The sequence below is a fragment of the Halobaculum saliterrae genome (assembly GCF_009831625.1).
GTDB lineage: Archaea > Halobacteriota > Halobacteria > Halobacteriales > Haloferacaceae > Halobaculum > Halobaculum saliterrae.
Genome location: NZ_WUUS01000001.1, coordinates 495,675 through 511,776 on the forward strand (window position 1 = coordinate 495,675; position 16,102 = coordinate 511,776).

17 protein-coding genes and 1 tRNA gene are annotated in these 16,102 nt (G+C 70.4%); 9 read left to right on the top strand and 9 right to left on the bottom strand.

Translation table 11 applies throughout. The features are described 5' to 3' along the window. Positions 1-160 precede the first annotated feature (160 nt). Positions 161-1,810 (top strand): thermosome subunit alpha, encoded by a 1,650-nt coding sequence (gene thsA / locus GRX01_RS02460; RefSeq protein WP_159663304.1) that lies wholly within the window; start codon positions 161-163, stop codon positions 1,808-1,810. Positions 1,811-1,982: 172 nt separating this feature from the next. Here the strand turns inward: thsA and GRX01_RS02465 are convergent, their stop codons facing one another. Then, on the bottom strand, positions 1,983-2,369 hold the full coding sequence (locus tag GRX01_RS02465; RefSeq protein WP_159663026.1) for a hypothetical protein: 387 nt from the start codon (positions 2,367-2,369) through the stop codon (positions 1,983-1,985). 117 nt (positions 2,370-2,486) lie between these two features. Between GRX01_RS02465 and GRX01_RS02470 the strand changes: the two genes are divergently transcribed. Together GRX01_RS02470 and GRX01_RS02475 are read left to right on the top strand one after the other, a co-directional pair. Then, positions 2,487-4,124, top strand: coding sequence for an FAD-binding oxidoreductase (locus GRX01_RS02470; protein ID WP_159663028.1), 1,638 nt, complete (start codon positions 2,487-2,489; stop codon positions 4,122-4,124). A gap of 76 nt (positions 4,125-4,200) precedes the next feature. After that, complete coding sequence (locus GRX01_RS02475; protein WP_159663030.1) at positions 4,201-4,395, top strand: hypothetical protein; 195 nt, start codon at positions 4,201-4,203, stop codon at positions 4,393-4,395. A 2-nt stretch (positions 4,396-4,397) separates the two neighbouring features. Here the strand turns inward: GRX01_RS02475 and GRX01_RS02480 are convergent, their stop codons facing one another. From GRX01_RS02480 to GRX01_RS02490, 3 genes are all read right to left on the bottom strand, one after another. Further along, positions 4,398-4,679: a hypothetical protein gene (locus GRX01_RS02480; RefSeq protein WP_159663032.1), complete on the bottom strand. Its 282-nt coding sequence runs from the start codon at positions 4,677-4,679 to the stop codon at positions 4,398-4,400. Positions 4,680-4,728: 49 nt separating this feature from the next. After that, positions 4,729-5,007 carry an ArsR/SmtB family transcription factor gene (locus GRX01_RS02485; RefSeq protein WP_159663034.1) on the bottom strand — a complete coding sequence of 93 codons (279 nt, stop codon included), beginning with the start codon at positions 5,005-5,007 and terminating at the stop codon, positions 4,729-4,731. A gap of 97 nt (positions 5,008-5,104) precedes the next feature. After that, a complete protein-coding gene (locus GRX01_RS02490) occupies positions 5,105-5,974 on the bottom strand; it encodes a DUF4397 domain-containing protein (protein WP_159663036.1) in 870 nt (289 codons plus the stop codon). A 181-nt stretch (positions 5,975-6,155) separates the two neighbouring features. Between GRX01_RS02490 and GRX01_RS02495 the strand changes: the two genes are divergently transcribed. From GRX01_RS02495 to GRX01_RS02505, 3 genes are all read left to right on the top strand, one after another. Then, positions 6,156-7,199 carry a zinc-dependent alcohol dehydrogenase family protein gene (locus GRX01_RS02495; RefSeq protein WP_159663038.1) on the top strand — a complete coding sequence of 348 codons (1,044 nt, stop codon included), beginning with the start codon at positions 6,156-6,158 and terminating at the stop codon, positions 7,197-7,199. A gap of 71 nt (positions 7,200-7,270) precedes the next feature. Beyond that, positions 7,271-8,002, top strand: coding sequence for a GNAT family N-acetyltransferase (locus GRX01_RS02500; RefSeq protein ID WP_159663040.1), 732 nt, complete (start codon positions 7,271-7,273; stop codon positions 8,000-8,002). Positions 8,003-8,229: 227 nt separating this feature from the next. Further along, positions 8,230-9,765, top strand: a complete 1,536-nt coding sequence (locus GRX01_RS02505; RefSeq protein ID WP_159663042.1) for a TrkH family potassium uptake protein — start codon at positions 8,230-8,232, stop codon at positions 9,763-9,765. 274 nt (positions 9,766-10,039) lie between these two features. Here GRX01_RS02505 and GRX01_RS02510 read toward each other — a convergent pair. The 3 genes from GRX01_RS02510 to GRX01_RS02520 form a co-directional block, all read right to left on the bottom strand. Further along, positions 10,040-10,112, bottom strand: a tRNA-Arg gene (locus GRX01_RS02510). A 131-nt stretch (positions 10,113-10,243) separates the two neighbouring features. Continuing rightward, positions 10,244-10,825: a 2Fe-2S iron-sulfur cluster-binding protein gene (locus GRX01_RS02515; RefSeq protein WP_159663044.1), complete on the bottom strand. Its 582-nt coding sequence runs from the start codon at positions 10,823-10,825 to the stop codon at positions 10,244-10,246. 105 nt (positions 10,826-10,930) lie between these two features. Continuing rightward, complete coding sequence (locus tag GRX01_RS02520) at positions 10,931-11,860, bottom strand: decarboxylating 6-phosphogluconate dehydrogenase (protein ID WP_159663306.1); 930 nt, start codon at positions 11,858-11,860, stop codon at positions 10,931-10,933. A 142-nt stretch (positions 11,861-12,002) separates the two neighbouring features. Here GRX01_RS02520 and GRX01_RS02525 point away from each other — a divergent pair, with 142 nt between their 5' ends. Next, entirely contained in the window at positions 12,003-13,106 is a 1,104-nt protein-coding gene (locus GRX01_RS02525; RefSeq protein ID WP_159663046.1) for an aminopeptidase, read from the top strand. A gap of 105 nt (positions 13,107-13,211) precedes the next feature. Further along, positions 13,212-14,312: a DNA primase gene (locus GRX01_RS02530; protein WP_159663048.1), complete on the top strand. Its 1,101-nt coding sequence runs from the start codon at positions 13,212-13,214 to the stop codon at positions 14,310-14,312. A 62-nt stretch (positions 14,313-14,374) separates the two neighbouring features. Here GRX01_RS02530 and GRX01_RS02535 read toward each other — a convergent pair whose 3' ends face one another. Beyond that, entirely contained in the window at positions 14,375-14,581 is a 207-nt protein-coding gene (locus GRX01_RS02535) for a DUF7472 family protein (RefSeq protein ID WP_159663050.1), read from the bottom strand. 126 nt (positions 14,582-14,707) lie between these two features. Between GRX01_RS02535 and GRX01_RS02540 the strand changes: the two genes are divergently transcribed. Next, a complete protein-coding gene (locus GRX01_RS02540) occupies positions 14,708-15,511 on the top strand; it encodes an SWIM zinc finger family protein (RefSeq protein ID WP_233740810.1) in 804 nt (267 codons plus the stop codon). A 12-nt stretch (positions 15,512-15,523) separates the two neighbouring features. Here GRX01_RS02540 and hjc read toward each other — a convergent pair whose 3' ends face one another. Beyond that, positions 15,524-16,012, bottom strand: coding sequence for a Holliday junction resolvase Hjc (gene hjc / locus GRX01_RS02545; RefSeq protein ID WP_159663052.1), 489 nt, complete (start codon positions 16,010-16,012; stop codon positions 15,524-15,526). Positions 16,013-16,102 lie beyond the last annotated feature (90 nt).

Genomic DNA, 16,102 nt, shown 5'->3' on the forward strand with positions numbered 1-16,102 from the left:
GAGCCAGATCGGTATATAAATCATTCATGACAAGCAGTCACATGCGGTTGGATCGGCTTCGTGAGAGCCGTTGACGGACCGTCGTCGATACCTTTTTATAGAATCGGAAACAATCAGAGAGTGACTCATGTCTCAACGCCAGCGAATGGGCAACCAGCCCATGATCGTACTCTCGGAGGACAGCCAGCGAACGTCGGGCAAGGACGCCCAGTCGATGAACATCACGGCCGGCAAGGCCGTCGCGGAGTCCGTTCGGACCACTCTCGGCCCGAAAGGAATGGACAAGATGCTCGTCGACTCCTCGGGCGGCGTCGTCGTCACGAACGACGGCGTGACCATCCTGAAGGAGATGGACATCGACCACCCGGCGGCCAACATGATCGTCGAGGTCTCCGAGACCCAGGAGGACGAGGTCGGCGACGGAACGACGACCGCCGTCGTCATCGCCGGTGAGCTGCTCGACCAGGCCGAGGAGCTCATCGACTCGGAGGTCCACCCGACGACCATCGCGCAGGGGTACCGCCAGGCCGCCGAGAAGGCCGGGGAGGTCCTCGACGACCGCGCCATCGACGTCACCGCGGACGACCGCGAGACGCTCGAGAAGATCGCCTCGACGGCGATGACCGGCAAGGGCGCCGAGTCCGCCCGGGACACGCTCGCCAAGCTGGTCGTCGACGCCGTCCTCGCCGTCCGCGACGACGACGGCAGCGTCGACACCGACAACGTCTCCGTCGAGACCGTCGTCGGCGGCTCCATCGGCAACTCCGAGCTCATCGAGGGCGTCATCGTCGACAAGGAGCGCGTCGACGAGAACATGCCCTACGCGGTCGAGGACGCGAACGTCGCGCTGTTCGACGGCGCCATCGAGGTCAAGGAGACCGAGATCGACGCCGAGGTCAACGTCACCGACCCCGACCAGCTCCAGCAGTTCCTCGACCAGGAGGAGAAGCAGCTCAAGGAGCTGGTCGACAAGCTGACCGCCGTCGGCACGGACGTCGTCTTCGTCGGCGACGGAATCGACGACATGGCCCAGCACTACCTCGCGCAGGAGGGCATCCTCGCCGTCCGCCGCGCGAAGGACTCCGACCTGCAGCGGCTCGCCCGCTCGACGGGCGGCCGCGTCGTCGCCAACCTCGACGACATCACCGAGGACGACCTCGGCTTCGCCGGCTCCGTCGCCCAGAAGGACATCGGCGGCGACGAGCGCATCTTCGTCGAGGACGTCGAGGACGCCCGCTCGGTCACGCTCGTCCTCCGCGGCGGCACCGAGCACGTCGTCGACGAGGTCGAGCGCGCCATCGACGACTCGCTGGGCGTCGTCCGCACGACGCTGCAGGACGGGCAGGTGCTCCCCGGCGGCGGCGCGCCCGAGACCCAGCTGGCGCTGGAGCTGCGTGACTTCGCCGACTCCGTCGGCGGCCGCGAGCAGCTGGCCGTCGAGGCGTTCGCCGACGCGCTGGAGGTCATCCCGCGCACCCTCGCCGAGAACGCCGGCCTCGACCCGATCGACTCCCTGGTCGACCTGCGCGCCCGCCACGACGGCGGCGAGTTCGGCGCCGGTCTCGACGCCTACACGGGCGACGTGATCGACATGGAGGCCGAGGGCGTCGTCGAGCCGCGTCGCGTCAAGACGCAGGCCATCGAGTCCGCCACCGAGGCGGCGACGATGATCCTCCGCATCGACGACGTCATCGCGGCCGGCGACCTGAAGGGCGGCGGCACCGACGACGGCGATGACGACCCCGCCGGCGGCATGGGCGGCGGCATGGGCGGTATGGGCGGCATGGGCGGCATGGGCGGCGCGATGTGAAGTAGGCCCCCAGCCAACACCACACCCCACGACGCCGACACGCACCGCCTCCCGACCGAGACTCGATTCTTTCGACGCCGCGACCCGGAAGCCGCGGCTGTCCGTGTCGCGATCGCGCCGAGAACAGTTCCGGACTCGGACCGTCTCACCCTCGGCCCCGGGTCCGTTCCGCCTACAGCCCCGGCACCACGCCGCCGAGCACCAGCACGAGCGCGACGGTGAGCACGAACAGCCCGAGCGAGAACACCCGCAGGCGCGCCCGACGGCTCCGGGCCACGTCAGGGACGTCGCCGTCCGCACTGCCGCCGCCACCGTTGCCGCCGAGACCGAGAATACCGCGCTGTTGCTCGCGTCCCCGGTCGGCCTCGGGGGGACGCATCCCGCCCGTCTCCGAGAGGGTGACGCCCGCCAACGTCGCCGCGGCGACCATCGACAGCGCGAGGACGACGAGCCCCGCGTCCCACCCGACCAGCCACGCGAGCCCCACGGCGGCCGCGACGCTGCCGACGGGGTAGGCGACCCCGACCCGCGCGTACGCCAGCGCACGCCGCCGGTCCATGTGCCTCGGTCCGGCCGGCGGACCGATAGCCGTTGCGCTGTCGACCGCGGCAGCGCGGGGTGTGCCGGAACCGGGCGCCCGCGATGGCTTTTCCTTCCCGTGTCGACACCGGGTGGTATGAACAGAGAATCGGACGACATCGCGGGCGGGCACGACGGCCGGGCGGTGGGCCGAGGGTCGGCGTTCGGTCGCGACGACGCCCGCGCGGTCGCCGACGCCCACGCCGACGCGCTCGCGTCGCTGGCGGCCGACCTGATCGGCGACGGCCGTCCCGTGACCCGAGACGCCGTCGGCGACTGGCGAACGCTGTTCCCGGGCGCGGTCGTGACGCCGACGGACGACCGCTACGACGAGGCCCGACGCGTCTGGAACGGGTTCGTCTCGGCGTTCCCGGCCGCCGTCGCGTACCCCACGACCCCGAAGGGCGTCGCCCGCGTCGTCACCGCCGCGCGCGAGGCCGGACTCGGGATCGCGACGCGTTCGGGCGGGCACTCCTCGGTCGGGACCTCGACCGGCGACGGCGTCCTCGTGTGCGACGTGGGCGCGATGCGGGAGGTGACGGTCGACCCGGACGCGGGGGTCGCCGTCGTCGAGCCGGGCACCACCATCGGCGAACTCGACGCGGCGACGACCGAGCACGGCCTCGCGACGCCGCAGGGCGTCGCCCCCGGGGTCGGCGTGACCGGCCTGACGCTCGGCGGCGGCACGGGCTACCTCTCGCGAGCGCACGGGCTCGCGTGCGACCGGCTCGTCAGCGTCGACCTCGTCACCGCCGATGGCGAGCGAGTCACCGCGAGCCCGGACGCGAACTCCGACCTGTTTCGGGCGGTCCGGGGCGCCGGCGGCGACTTCGGCGTCGCCGTCGAGCTGGCGTTCGACCTCGTGTCGGTCCCCGACGAGGTGGCGATGTGCGACACGTGGTTCCCGGTCGACGACGCCGACGGGATCGCGGCGTTGCTACGGGCGTACCGACGGCTGCACCGGGACGCGCCCCGGGAGACGAACGCCTCGCCGTACGTCGCGCGGGTGCCCGACGAGCCGGGGTTCCCCGACGACCGCGCGGGCGACCTCGCGCTGTGCGTCCTCGGCGCGCACGCCGGGGATCCCGACCCCGGGGAACGGGCGCTCGCGCCGTTTCGCGACCTCGCGCGCGAGACCGGGCGCGAACCGGGGGACGAGACCGAGCGTGAGGCCGAGTCCGGGACCGGGGCAAATCGCGAGGGTGAGGCGGCGGCGCCGCTGTTCGACCACGCCGAACGAGTGCCGTACCGGGAGCTCCAGCGGTACCTCGGGGGCGAGTCCGGCGCCGGCGACCGCTACTACTGGAAGTCGGTCGCCGTCGAGACGTTCACCGACGACCTCGTCGACCTCGTCGCCGAGCGGATGGCCGCACTGCCGGGCGAGGCGGACACGGAGCCGGACAGCACCGTCGTCGTCTGGCCGATGGGCGGCGCGATCGCCGACCTCGACCCGACGGAAACGGCAGTGCCCGAGCGGGACGCCGAGGTGGTGCTCAACTTCGAGGCGCAGTGGGCCGACCCGGCCGACGACGACGAGCACGTCTCGTGGGCGCGCGGGTCCGCCGAGTCGGTTCGCGAGGTCGGAACGGTGACGGGGGAACTGCCGAACTTCTCGGGGACCGAGCGCGGCGAGGCCGCCGCCCGCGACGTGTACGGCGACAACTACCGGTGGCTTCGGGGGGTGAAGCGACGACGGGACCCCGACGGAGTGTTCTCCCCGAGCGGCCGCCTGTGACGTGATCACGAAGCGTTCGATTCAACACTGATAGCCGGAGAGACGCCGTTATCCGTCCCGAGCACGTAGTTCCGACATGGACACTCCCTCCACGCGAACCAGCCGACCGCCGCCGAAGAGCACGCTGTTTTGCCCCGAGTGCGACCACGCCGCCCCCGTCGGGGAGGACTGGATCGTCGAGGAACACCGCGACGGCGTCGAGGCGCTGACGTGCCCCGACTGCGGCGCGACCCTGACGGTCCGCCGGACGGCCGACCCGATCGCCGCGTGACGTCACTGAACGGTGACGTACACGAGGAACGCGATCGCAGCCGTCTCCAGCGCCTGTAACGCCAGCATCGCCTCGACGGCCGCGGGGGGCAGCGCCAACCCGGAGAAGTAGTAGTACAGCGCGAGCACGTTCTCAGCGAGCAGCAGCAGGGCGAACACGAGCGATCCGAGCGTCTCCCGCGAGCGGATCTCGCCGTACGTCCGTGCCCAGACGGCGACGAGCGTCGCCAGCAGGACGACGTTCAGCCCGGCCGACGCGCGGGCCAGATCGAGCGTCAGGCTCATCGGTACCTCCGGGGTGGGCGCGATGCGCCGGTAGTGAGTGTGTGATCAGTCATGCGTCGAGTTGGTCGGTGATCTCCTCGACGGTGTCCCAGTGATCCCGGGCGCGGTCCGTCGGCAGGTAGACGGCGCCGTAGTCCGAGCCGCTGTTTCGAACGACGTCGTTGCGCGAGAGCACGTCGAGGTGGTGTCTGACAGTCTTGTACGCGAGATCCAGCTCCGTCGCGAGTTGGTTCGCGTTTCGCGGGCGCTCGTCGAGCGCCTTCAGAATGCGCGCTCTGTTCGGTCCCCCCCGGGTCCCGGCCAACACCTGCCACAGGACCGCCTCCATCGGACAACCACAGAGCCGCCCGTCACCTAAATACACCGGCGGGGCCGGCGGCCGCCGGGTCTCGGATCGACGGCCGCGGCGGCCGCCCGTCTCGCGATCAGTCGTCGCTCTCCTCCCCGTCGTCTCGACCGCGCCCCCGTCCGGGGACGTCCTCCGGCGGCCCGCGCTCGACCTCGTCGGCACCGTCGTCCCCGCCGTCCGCCTCGTCGTCATCGTCGCCGCGGGGCGGCGCGCCGGCGTCGAGCGTCGGCAGGAGCCCGAACGGCTCGGCGGCGGGCTCGTCCTCGGCCGTCAGGTAGCCGAGCGCGAACACGGTGTACGTCGACCGCCCCGCGAGTTCGACGTCCTCCGCCTCGAACACGACGTCGCCGTCGTCGTCCGCCGTGTCGGGCCGGATCTCCACGTCGTACTCCCCGGCGGGGACGACCGCGTACCCGCTCGAGTCCCCGAAGGCGACGCCGTCGAACAGCGTGAGCACGCCGTCGTTCACAGTCACGTCGACCGCTGGCGCGTCCGGCGAGGCGTGGACCGCACGGACCCGCGCCTCGTCGTCGTCGAGGTTCGCGCCGTTCGTGTCCGCCAGCACCGAGACCGTGAACTCGGTGTCGTCGTCGGACACCTCGCCGAGCGCGACGGCGGTGTAGTCCTCGGCCGCCAGATCGACTTCCGCGGGGCCGAACACGGTCGTGTCGGTGCCGGAGACGTTCACGGCGACCTCGTACTCGCCGGCCGGCAGTTCGAGGTAGTCGGTGACCTGCCGGAACTCGAGGCCCTCGACGGCGACCGCGCCGTCGACGAGCACGTCGACCGCCGGCGCATCCGGCGAGGCGTGGGCGATCCGGAGACCCGCCTCGTCGCCGCCCCGTTCGGTTCCCTCGTCCGCAGTCACGGCACCGGCGCCGCCGACGAGCAGCGCGGTGCCGGTCGCGATTCCCCCCAGTACGGTCCGTCGAGTCGTGTCGGTCATTGATGACCAGCCTATATTCCGGCTTCGTAGCCAATGAATTATTTTCCCGAAAGGGACCCAAATTCGACCAAAGAGGACGACGGTCGGTCGACGGGACCGGCCACGACGGGGACGCCGGAGGCGTGCCCGACGGATCGCCGACACGGTGGGGTTGAAACCGCGGGCGGTCGTGGGAACCCGTATGCGCGCAGCAGTGTTTCACGGCCCCGGAGACATCCGGGTCGAGGAGGTCGACAAGCCCGAGATCGAGGAGCCGACCGACGCCATCGTCCGCGTGACGCACACCGCCATCTGCGGGTCGGACCTGTGGTTCTACCGCGGGGAGAGCGACCGCGACGCCGGCACCGGCGTCGGTCACGAGCCGATGGGCATCGCCGAGGAGGTCGGCGAGGACGTGCGCTCGGTCGAGCCGGGCGACCGCGTGCTCGCGCCCTTCGCCATCTCCTGTGGCTCGTGTGAGTTCTGTCGCAAGGGACTGCACACCTCCTGTGTGAACGGCGACTCCTGGGGCGGCGACAACGGCGGCGGACAGGGGGAGTTCGTCCGCTCGACGCACGCCGACGGCACGCTCGTCCGGGTTCCGGACCGCTACGCCGACGACGAGGCGGTCCTCGAGTCCCTGCTCCCGCTCACCGACGTGATGGGGACGGGGCACCACGCCGCTCTCTCGGCGGGTGTCGAGGCGGGCGAGGACGCCGTCGTCGTCGGCGACGGCGCCGTCGGCCTGTGCGGCGTCGCGGCCGCCCGCCGGCTGGGGGCCGAGCGGGTCGTCGCCGTCGGACACCACGAGGACCGGCTCGACATCGCCGAGGAGTTCGGCGCGACGCACACGGTCGCCGAGCGCGGCGAGGCGGCCGTCGAGGAGGTGCTGGACATCACGAACGGCGGCGCGAACCACGTGCTCGAGTGCGTCGGCGCCGCCTCGGCGATGGAGACGGCCGTCGAGGTCGCCCGCCCCGGCGGCACCGTCGGCTACGTCGGGGTTCCGCACGGGATGGAGGGCGGCCTCGACCTGTTCCCGTTCTTCGGCGACAACATCGCGCTCCGCGGCGGCGTCGCGCCCGTCCGTGCGTACGCCGAGGAACTGATGGCCGACGTGCTTCAGGGCACGCTCGACCCGTCGCCGATCTTCACCGAGACCGTGGGCCTCGACGGCGTCCCCGAGGGATACCGCATGATGGACGAGCGCGAGGCGGTGAAGGTGCTGGTCAAGCCCTGGGAGTGAGTCGAGACCGGGTTTCACGTCAAGTGCTACCGCGTGCCAAACGCTAAGCCCCGGGGCGCGAACGTGCCCGCATGGAGGTCGCAGAGCGGCCCACGTTCGAGTCCGAGGTGAGCAAGCGGATCTACGAGTACGTCGAGCGCCACGGCACCGCGAACCGCCACGTCGTCCAGCGGACCGTCTCGGCGCCGGCCGAGGAGTTCGAGCGCGAACTCGACCGGTTGGAGTCACGCGGGTACCTCGACGACGACGGCGGGACGCTCCGCGTCGCGCTCGACGTGGGCGCGGTCGAGGAGTACGAGACCGCCGACACGTCGTTCACGATCCGCCCCGCCCGTCAGAACGACTTCGAGGGACTGGTCGCGGCGATCCGCGCGGTCACCGACGAGGAGACGTACGTCGTCGCCGAGAGCATCGCGGAGCAGTTGCTGTACGAGGAGACGGTGACGCGACACAACTCGGTTGAGTCGCGAGTGTTCTTCGTCGCCACGGTCGGTGAGGACCTCGTCGGCTGGACCCACCTCGACCTGCCGCAGGTATCGCGAGTTCGCGAGACCGCGAAACAGACCGTCGGTGTCGCTCCCGAGCACAGGCGGGTGGGCATCGGTGGGAAACTGCTGCAGCGCGGGCTCGATTGGGCCGAGGCTAACGGCTTCCGGAAGGTGTACAACAGCGTTCCGGTGACGAACGCCGCCGCTCTGGAGTTCCTCGGCGACCACGGCTGGGAGACCGAAGCGATCCGCCGCGACCACTACACCATCGACGGGGAGTACGTCGACGAGGCGATGATGGCGTACACCTTTTGAGACCGGACGGACGGAACGATCACCCGCCTGGAGCCTCTCGTTCTGCCGCGGCCCGACACAGTCGTCAGTCACGGTCGCGCGATCGTGTCATACCGATCCACCCCGGCGGACGAAGCCGCCAATAAATTGTAGACGCGGCCAGCACACCCGTTGTTGATGTGCCCGACAGGAACGAGTGGTCTGCCGCGACTCGACGGAGGACCGTATCTATCACGCGGTGATCACTGATGTCGGTTCGAGTCAACTGGCGCCAGAGCGTCGCGTTCACCGGGACCGTGATCAAGTATCTCGCGGTCGCCATGCTCGTTCCCCTGGCGATCGGCCTCCTCTACGGCGAGGACACGGTCGTGTTCCTCCTCTCCATCGGGATCGCCGTCGGCGTCGGCCTCCTGCTGGAGCGGCTCGAGGACGACCCCCAACTCGGTGCCCGCGAGGCGCTTCTGTTCGTGGCGATCGCCTGGGGTGCCGTCGCGGTCGTCGGCGCGATCCCGTACGTCCTCGCGGGGTACGGGACCGACTCCGCGCTCCGGCTCCCGGTCAACGCGCTGTTCGAGTCGATGTCCGGCTTCACCACGACCGGCGCCACCGTCACCGCCGAGATCTCCTTCGAGCAGCACTCCCACGCGCTGTTGATGTGGCGGCAACTCACCCAGTGGCTCGGCGGCATGGGGATCATCGTGCTGATGGTGGCGATCCTCCCGGAGGCCGCGGTCAACGGCGCGCAACTGATCGACTCGGAGGCTCCCGGGCCGGAACTCCAGAAGCTGACCCCGAAGATCGCCGAGACCGCGCGGCTGCTCTGGTTGTTCTATCTAGGCTTCACCGTCCTCTACGTGTGCATCCTCGTTGCCCTCCACTACGCGGGGATGGCGCCGAACATGGACGTCTACAACGCGGTCGCCCACGGCTTCACGACGCTCCCGACGGGCGGGTTTTCGCCGCAGGCGGACAGCATCGCGGCGTTCTCGCCGGCCGTCCAGTGGGTTGTCATCCCGTTCATGCTCGTCGCGGGGATGAACTTCGCGCTGTTCTACCTGCTGCTGCAGGACGAGTACGCGGCGTTCCTCCGGGACCGTGAGCTCCGGGCGTATCTGGGAGCCAACGCCGGCGTGGCCGTGATCCTGTGGGGGCTCCTGTTCACGGGGTCGGCGCCGCCGCTGGAGCTCGGCGGCGTCACGCAGGGCGCGCTGGAGAACTCGCTCCGACAGGCCACCTTCCAGGTCGCCTCGCTGTTGAACTCGACGGGGTACGCGACCAGCGACTTCGCACAGTGGGGGACGACCGCACAGGGAGTCCTGTTGTTCGCGATGTTCATCGGCGGGTCCGCCGGGTCGACCGGGGGCGGCGTGAAGATCGTCCGCTGGATCGTGGTGATCAAGAGCATCCGGCGGCAGCTGTTCACGACATCGCACCCGGACGCGGTCAAGCCGGTCCGCCTCGGGGGACACGTCATCGACGAGGGAGTGATCCAGGCGATCTACGGCTTCACGCTGTTGTACCTGCTCACGTTCGGCGTTGCGACGGTGTTGATCCTGCTGGACGCTGGACGTGTGGGCCTCGAGATGACGGTCTTGGAGGCGGTCAGCGCGAGCCTGGCGACGCTCGGAAACATCGGGCCGGGGTTCGGCTTCCTCGGGCCGTTCGGCAGCTATCTCGACTTCCCGGCGACGAGCAAGCTGCTGATGATCTTCCTGATGTGGATCGGGCGGCTGGAGATCATCCCGGTGTTCGTGATGTTCACCGGCGCCTTCTGGAACAGATAACCGGGTCCCGTCGAGGTTTCTCGTTTCGGACCGCTCGGCGGCCGGGGGCGGCTACCGATCCGGTATCTGCATAATACGACCGTTTCAGACGCTCAAGACGCTTCTTGACAGTAGCGCCGAAACGAATGGTACGGAAGCGGGCGACGAGGGATTTGAACCACGTGAACACCTCGCTTCGCTCGGTGTTCTCTGTTTCAAATCTCTCGAGACACTGTTCGCACTCACGGGCGCTCGCACACGCTCCGCGGTGCTCGCAGTGTGGTTCGCGCAGAAGCGGGCGACGAGGGATTTGAACCCCCGACCTCTTGGTCCGGAACCAAGCGTTCTGTCCGCTGAACTAGCCGCCCTCACACTCCCGTACCCCGGCCCGGCGAATAAGCCTTCGGAACCGTCACGAGCGCACGACGGGCGAGCCACGGGCTGGCGAGGACGGAGGCGACGGGTGAAAACGGGTCGGCGGTGGAGCGGGCGCGGTACGCTACGGCGCCTCGCCGGTCTCGATCGTGAAGTCGTCGCGGGGGTACGCGACGCAGGTGAGGGTGTACCCCTCGTCGAGCTCGGCGTCGTCGAGCATCTGCTGGTTGTCGTGTTCGACGTAGTCCTCGGCGTTGCCGCCGGAGGTGATCTGGCCGGCACACGAGACGCACTGGCCCTGTCGGCAGGCGTACGGCATGTCCCAGCCCTCGTCCTCGCCGGCCTCCAGAACGGTCTCGTTGTTGGCGACCTCGATCGTGTCGCCCTCCTTCGTGAACTCGACCTCGAAGTGCTCGATCTCGTCCTCGGGAACGTCGCCGGGGCCGGACGATTCCTCGGCCGCCGCGCCCTCCTCCAGTTCGCCCTCCTCGCCGGCCGCGACCGCGCCGGCGGGGGCGCTCCCGCCCCCGATGGCGCGGCTCCCCGGCTCGGGGAACTCCGTCTCCTCGACGGTGGAGGCCCGCCGCTCGATGACCTCCTCGGAGATGTCCGCGGTGGCCTCCCAGCCGGTGCCGCGGGCGGCGTGCAGGGCGACGAAGACCAACACGAGGCCCGCGCCGAACCCGATAGCCACGGGGTCTACCATGGATCCGGCTTGGAAGCGGGGGGTAACAAGGGTTGTGATCGCCCAGCGCGCGAGCGAGCCGTCGAACCCGGAGACGGCGAACGTGTTCGCGGAGCGACCGCCCGTCTACTCGTCCCGCCGCGGGACCTCGTGTCGACCGAACCCGTACCGAAGGCGGCTGGCGAGACGGCGGCCGAAGCGCTCCTCGCGCGAGTCGAAGCGCTCGGCGAGCGCCTGATAGATGAGCGGCACGGGAACCTCCTGTTCGAGCGCCTCCTGCACCGTCCACGTGCCGGTCGACCCGCCCTCGATACGGTCGGCCACGTCGCCCAGATCGTTGCCCTCCTCGCGGAACGCCTCCTCACACAGTTCGAGCAGCCACGAGCGGATGACCGCGCCGTTGTTCCACGTGCGCGCGACGGCCTCCAGATCGAGGTCGTAGCGGCCGCGATGGAGCAGTTCGAACCCTTCCCCGTACGCCTGCATCAGCGCGTACTCGACGCCGTTGTGGACCATCTTCACGTAGTGGCCCGAGCCGGCGGGCCCCATCCGGTCGTGGCCCGCGGAGCCGGTGGCGACGGCGTCGAACACGGGCGTCAGTTCCTCGTAGGCCCACTCGGGGCCGCCGACCATCAGGGAGAAGCCCAACTCGGCGCCGGCGGGGCCGCCGGACGTGCCGCAGTCGAGGTACGCCGCGTCGGTCGACTCCGCGCGGCGGGTGGAGTCCTCGAAGTACGAGTTGCCGCCGTCGACGACCACGTCGTCGCCCGTGAGGTGCGGTTCGAGTTCGTCGAGCGTGGCGTCGACCGCGTCGCCGGCGGGCACCATCAGCCAGATCCGGGCGCCGGCGTCGTCCCCGTCATTGTCCTCGCTCCCGCCGCCGTCGAGTCGGTCGTACAGATCCGCGACGGAGTCGGCCGGCTCCGCGCCGGCCTCCGCGGCCGCGGCGGTCGCCTCCGCGTCGAGGTCGAACGCGACCACGTCGTGGCCGGCGTCGAGGACGCGGTCGACGACGATCTGCCCCATCCGACCCAGCCCGATCACGCCGAGTTGCATGCTCATACCGGCGCGTCGGCGAGGTCGGGCGTAGGCGTTGCGGTGTGTCGAGCGGCGTTCCGAGGCGTGGTCGCTCGCCGAGACCGTGCCCCGACCGCCCGAAAGCGCCGCACTTACGCGCTCGCCGTCCGCAGTCGGCGACATGGACGACCGAGTGCGCGAGCACGCCGAGGTACTCGTCGACTGGAGCGCCCGCGTCGAGGCGGGCGATCAGGTCGTGATGGACGTCGCCGAGGGCGCCCACGACCTCGCGGTCGCGGTGGCCGCGGAGCTGGGGAAGCGCGACGCGACGCTGCTGACGACGTACGGGTCCAGCGAGGTGGGCCGCGCGTTCCTCCGCGCCGGCGACGACGACCGCGAGTTCGCACACAGCGAGCCGAAGCTGGCGATGCTGGAGGCCGCTGACGTCTACCTCCGCATCGGCGGCGGCCGCAACACCACGGCGATGGCGGACGTGGACGGCGACCGTCGGCAGAAGGCCCGGAAGGCGACCACGGCGACCCGCGAGGCCCGGATGGACACCGACTGGGTCTCCACGGTCCACCCGACGCGCTCGCTCGCCCAGCAGGCCGGAATGGCCTACGAGGAGTATCAGGACTTCGTGTACGACGCCGTCCTCCGCGACTGGGAGTCGCTGGCCGACGAGATGGCGAACATGAAGGAGGTCCTCGACGAGGGATCGGAGGTCCGCATCGAGACGGAGCACACGGACCTCACGATGTCCATCGAGGGGCGCACGGCGGTCAACTCCGCCGCGTCGGTCGCCTACGACTCCCATAACCTCCCCTCGGGCGAGGTGTTCACCGCCCCGCACGCCACGGAGGGGGAGGTGTTCTTCGACGTGCCGATGACCATCGACGCGACGCGCGTGAAGAACGTCTCGCTCACGTTCGAGGACGGCGAGGTGGTCGACTTCGCGGCCGAGCAGGGCGAGGACGCCATCGCGGACGTGCTCGACACCGACGAGGGTGCCCGCCGGCTGGGCGAACTGGGGATCGGGATGAACCGCGGCATCGACCGCTTCACCGACTCGATCCTGTTCGACGAGAAGATGGGCGACACGGTCCACCTCGCGCTGGGGCGTGCCTACGACGCCTGTCTCCCCGAGGGTGAGTCGGGCAACGACTCCGCGGTCCACGTCGACATGATCACCGACGTGTCCGAGGACTCGCGCATGCTCGTCGACGGCGAGGTCGTCCAGCGAAACGGCACGTTTCGGTGGGAGGAGGGGTTCGAGTCAGCATAGGTCGATCCGCGCCGCCACGGATCAGAACTGCGGCGGTGGCACCGCGAACCGAGACGCGCCGGACCGTCGCGCTTAACCTCCAGCCGCCACCACGACCAGCCGACCATGGAGCCGCGCCACGCCCGGTACCCCTTCTTCGCGTCGGCCCGCGAGGCCGTCCGCGAGTCGGGCGTCGATCTGGCCGCGCTCGTCGCCGACGGCGACCCCGCCGTCGACCGCGGCCGCGAGCGGGTCGAGCGCGCGCTCACCGAGGGCACCGTCGAGGCGACGGAGCCGCGCGAGTGGGACACCCGCGACGAACTGCTCTCGTACCCGATCGCGCGGATCCTCGTCTCGCTGCTCGACTCCCGCGCGGCCGTCGAGAAGTACGCCGAGGCCGAGGCGGCCACCGCCCACCGCCGATTCACCGAGGACCTCCACCAGGCCCGCGACGACGGCGCGCGACCGGATCCCGCTCGCGTCGACCAGCCGGCCCTGCTGCGGGAGTTCGATCTCGACGGCGCCGTCCGCGTCGAGGACCCGAAGCCCGGACAGGTCGAGGGGAAGTGGCTCTGGCTCGGCGTCGGCGCGTACCTCTCGTACGTCGACCCCGGCTGGGGCGACGACTGGCGGCTCGTCAACCGCGAGCTCGTCGACGGCGAGGTGCGAACCGAACGCGAGGAGCTGTACCGCCTGCTCCGGGAGGCCGTCGAGGACCGCGTCGGCGACGGGCTCCCGTTCGAGGGCGTCGGCGACGAGCTCGCCGACGAGTTGGAGGCCGAGATCGGCGACCTTCGCGACCTGCTTGCCGACCGGAGCGTCGCCGCCGACCTCGACGTGGTGGCGCCGGAGCACTTCCCGCCGTGCGTCGGGAAACTGCTCGGTCGGGCACAGGGCGGCGACGACCTCGACCCGTACGAGCGGTTCTCGCTGCTCGCGTTTCTCGCCGGACTCAACCTCGACGCCGATGAGGTCGTCGCGCTGACGGGGCTGGACCCCGGCCTCGTCGCCGACCGCTTCGCGTACCTCCGCGACGACTCCGGCGCGCAGTACCCGCCTCCCTCGTGCCGGACGCTCGGCGAGTACGGGGTCTGCGAGAACGAACACAACCACCGGAGCGTCGCGCCGCACCCGCTGGAGTACTACAGCCGGAAGCTTCGCGAGGCCGACGAGGTGGTCGACTGGCGCGACAGGGAACACACGGACGTCGGCGACGCCCCTGCCTGAACGAGGGTCGCTCGACCGACCGTCGCCGGAACGGCGGCTCCGAATCGGCGGTCGATCGGTCGCTACTCCCCGCGATCGAGAAGAACGCCGGCGACGGCCATCAACGCGATGAACAGCCCGATCGCGGCGACGAAGTAGTACGCGCCGACGCTCGAGAGGTTGTGGCCGTCGGTGTACTGGATCCCGATGGCGACCAGAAGGGCGATGAAGACGACGACTGCGCCGACGGAGACGGCGATCATGCGGCGCATCTCGGCGTCGATTTCCATGCACCGGCGTATCCGTGGACCCGGCAAAAGGGCTTCGAAGCGTTCGTCAGGCGCCGGATCCCGCGAACCCCCGGCGGCGGACCGACCGAGCCCTTAGGGTCGCTCGACCCGTAGATCCGTCGACAGATGACTCCCCCACTCACCGCCCACGAGCGACCGGAGCGAGGCCACGACCGGGAACGCGACGACGACCGCGGGAGCCACGGGACGCGCGGACGAGGGACGCTTCCCGAGGACGTGCCGGACAGCCCCGATGGGCCCGACGGACCGGGTAGTCTGTACGCCGTCGACGCCGCCCACCCACGTGACTCCGGGCGGGCCGCGCGCGCCAGGACGGAGCCGATGGCCGTGTACGCCCTCCGCGACGAAGAGCGGTACCTCGTCGACACCGAGGGCGGCACCTACGTCGTCGATCTCGGGAGCGACGCCTGCACCTGCCCGGACCACGCGATCCGCGGGAGTCGCTGCAAGCACCTCCGACGCGTCGACATGGAGGTCGGCATCGGCCGCATTCCGGCGCCCGGCGAGCGCGTCGCCGCCTGCGCCGTCTGCGGCGACGGGGTGTTCGTTCCCGCCCGCGAGACGGGCGCGTTCCTCTGTGGCGACCACCGCCCCGCCGTCGGCTCGTTCGTCCGCGACCGCGAGACCGACAAGCTGCTCGTCGTCACGGGTGTCACGACCGATCGCGCCGACGAGCGCGAGACCGGCGACGGGAGACGGATCAGCGACTACGAGACCAACACCGACTACGGCGACCACGAGCCCGTGATCGAGGCGGTGTACGCCGGCAACGCCCCCGCCAGCCCCGGCCCGCTGGACGTGTCCGGGCGCAAGCGCTACGGCTTCCCCGCCTCGCGGCTCCGGCGGCTCGATCCTTCGGAACGGCCGGAGACGCCCGTCATCGGCATCCGAACTGATCGAGACGACTGACCAAGCCGGCGGCTACAACATCTCCTCGGCCTCCTCAACCGAGAGGACGCCCTGCTCGACGGCGTTGAGCACCTCCCCCACGCTGGTGTCGGACTCGGTGTCCTCGCTGGCGGTCAGCAGGTCGTCGATCGTCTCGCCGTCCGCGAGCGCCGTCTCCTTCTTCACCCGGTAGTTCCCGCCGTCGGTGACGTAGAGGTCGCCCGGATGGAAGAAGTACCAGTCCTCGCGGTCGAACCGCACCCCGATCTTCGGCGAGGCGCCGAAGTTGCGCGAGAAGTAGATGAGCGCCTCCACCTCCTCGCCGCGGAGGTAGATGGGGTCGCCCGAGGAGGACTTCGCCTCGACCGCGTAGAACACCCGGCCGTCGCCCGCGAGCACGTCCGGCAGTTCGCGGTCCGTGGAGGAGCCGCTCGCGGGCGCGCGCATCACCGCGAAGCCGGCGTCGTGAAGCCTGTTGACGAGTTCGCGTTCCCGGCGGTCTCCCTTCGGGTTGCCCGGCATGGGAGACGGTGGACCGCTGGCGGGCATAACCCACACGGTCGCGCGGGACCCCGGAGTGAAAGTGAACGTCGGGGGCGGGACGCGACGGGA

Excerpts from the sequence above, each read along its gene's own strand:
- thsA (WP_159663304.1), top strand. The coding sequence starts at position 161 with ATGATCGTACTCTCGGAGGACAGCCAGCGAACGTCGGGCAAGGACGCC.
- GRX01_RS02465 (WP_159663026.1), bottom strand. The coding sequence starts at position 2,369 with ATGGACCGGCGGCGTGCGCTGGCGTACGCGCGGGTCGGGGTCGCCTAC.
- GRX01_RS02470 (WP_159663028.1), top strand. The coding sequence starts at position 2,487 with ATGAACAGAGAATCGGACGACATCGCGGGCGGGCACGACGGCCGGGCG.
- GRX01_RS02475 (WP_159663030.1), top strand. The coding sequence starts at position 4,201 with ATGGACACTCCCTCCACGCGAACCAGCCGACCGCCGCCGAAGAGCACG.
- GRX01_RS02480 (WP_159663032.1), bottom strand. The coding sequence starts at position 4,679 with ATGAGCCTGACGCTCGATCTGGCCCGCGCGTCGGCCGGGCTGAACGTC.
- GRX01_RS02485 (WP_159663034.1), bottom strand. The coding sequence starts at position 5,007 with ATGGAGGCGGTCCTGTGGCAGGTGTTGGCCGGGACCCGGGGGGGACCG.
- GRX01_RS02490 (WP_159663036.1), bottom strand. The coding sequence starts at position 5,974 with ATGACCGACACGACTCGACGGACCGTACTGGGGGGAATCGCGACCGGC.
- GRX01_RS02495 (WP_159663038.1), top strand. The coding sequence starts at position 6,156 with ATGCGCGCAGCAGTGTTTCACGGCCCCGGAGACATCCGGGTCGAGGAG.
- GRX01_RS02500 (WP_159663040.1), top strand. The coding sequence starts at position 7,271 with ATGGAGGTCGCAGAGCGGCCCACGTTCGAGTCCGAGGTGAGCAAGCGG.
- GRX01_RS02505 (WP_159663042.1), top strand. The coding sequence starts at position 8,230 with ATGTCGGTTCGAGTCAACTGGCGCCAGAGCGTCGCGTTCACCGGGACC.
- GRX01_RS02515 (WP_159663044.1), bottom strand. The coding sequence starts at position 10,825 with ATGGTAGACCCCGTGGCTATCGGGTTCGGCGCGGGCCTCGTGTTGGTC.
- GRX01_RS02520 (WP_159663306.1), bottom strand. The coding sequence starts at position 11,860 with ATGCAACTCGGCGTGATCGGGCTGGGTCGGATGGGGCAGATCGTCGTC.
- GRX01_RS02525 (WP_159663046.1), top strand. The coding sequence starts at position 12,003 with ATGGACGACCGAGTGCGCGAGCACGCCGAGGTACTCGTCGACTGGAGC.
- GRX01_RS02530 (WP_159663048.1), top strand. The coding sequence starts at position 13,212 with ATGGAGCCGCGCCACGCCCGGTACCCCTTCTTCGCGTCGGCCCGCGAG.
- GRX01_RS02535 (WP_159663050.1), bottom strand. The coding sequence starts at position 14,581 with ATGGAAATCGACGCCGAGATGCGCCGCATGATCGCCGTCTCCGTCGGC.
- GRX01_RS02540 (WP_233740810.1), top strand. The coding sequence starts at position 14,708 with ATGACTCCCCCACTCACCGCCCACGAGCGACCGGAGCGAGGCCACGAC.
- hjc (WP_159663052.1), bottom strand. The coding sequence starts at position 16,012 with ATGCCGGGCAACCCGAAGGGAGACCGCCGGGAACGCGAACTCGTCAAC.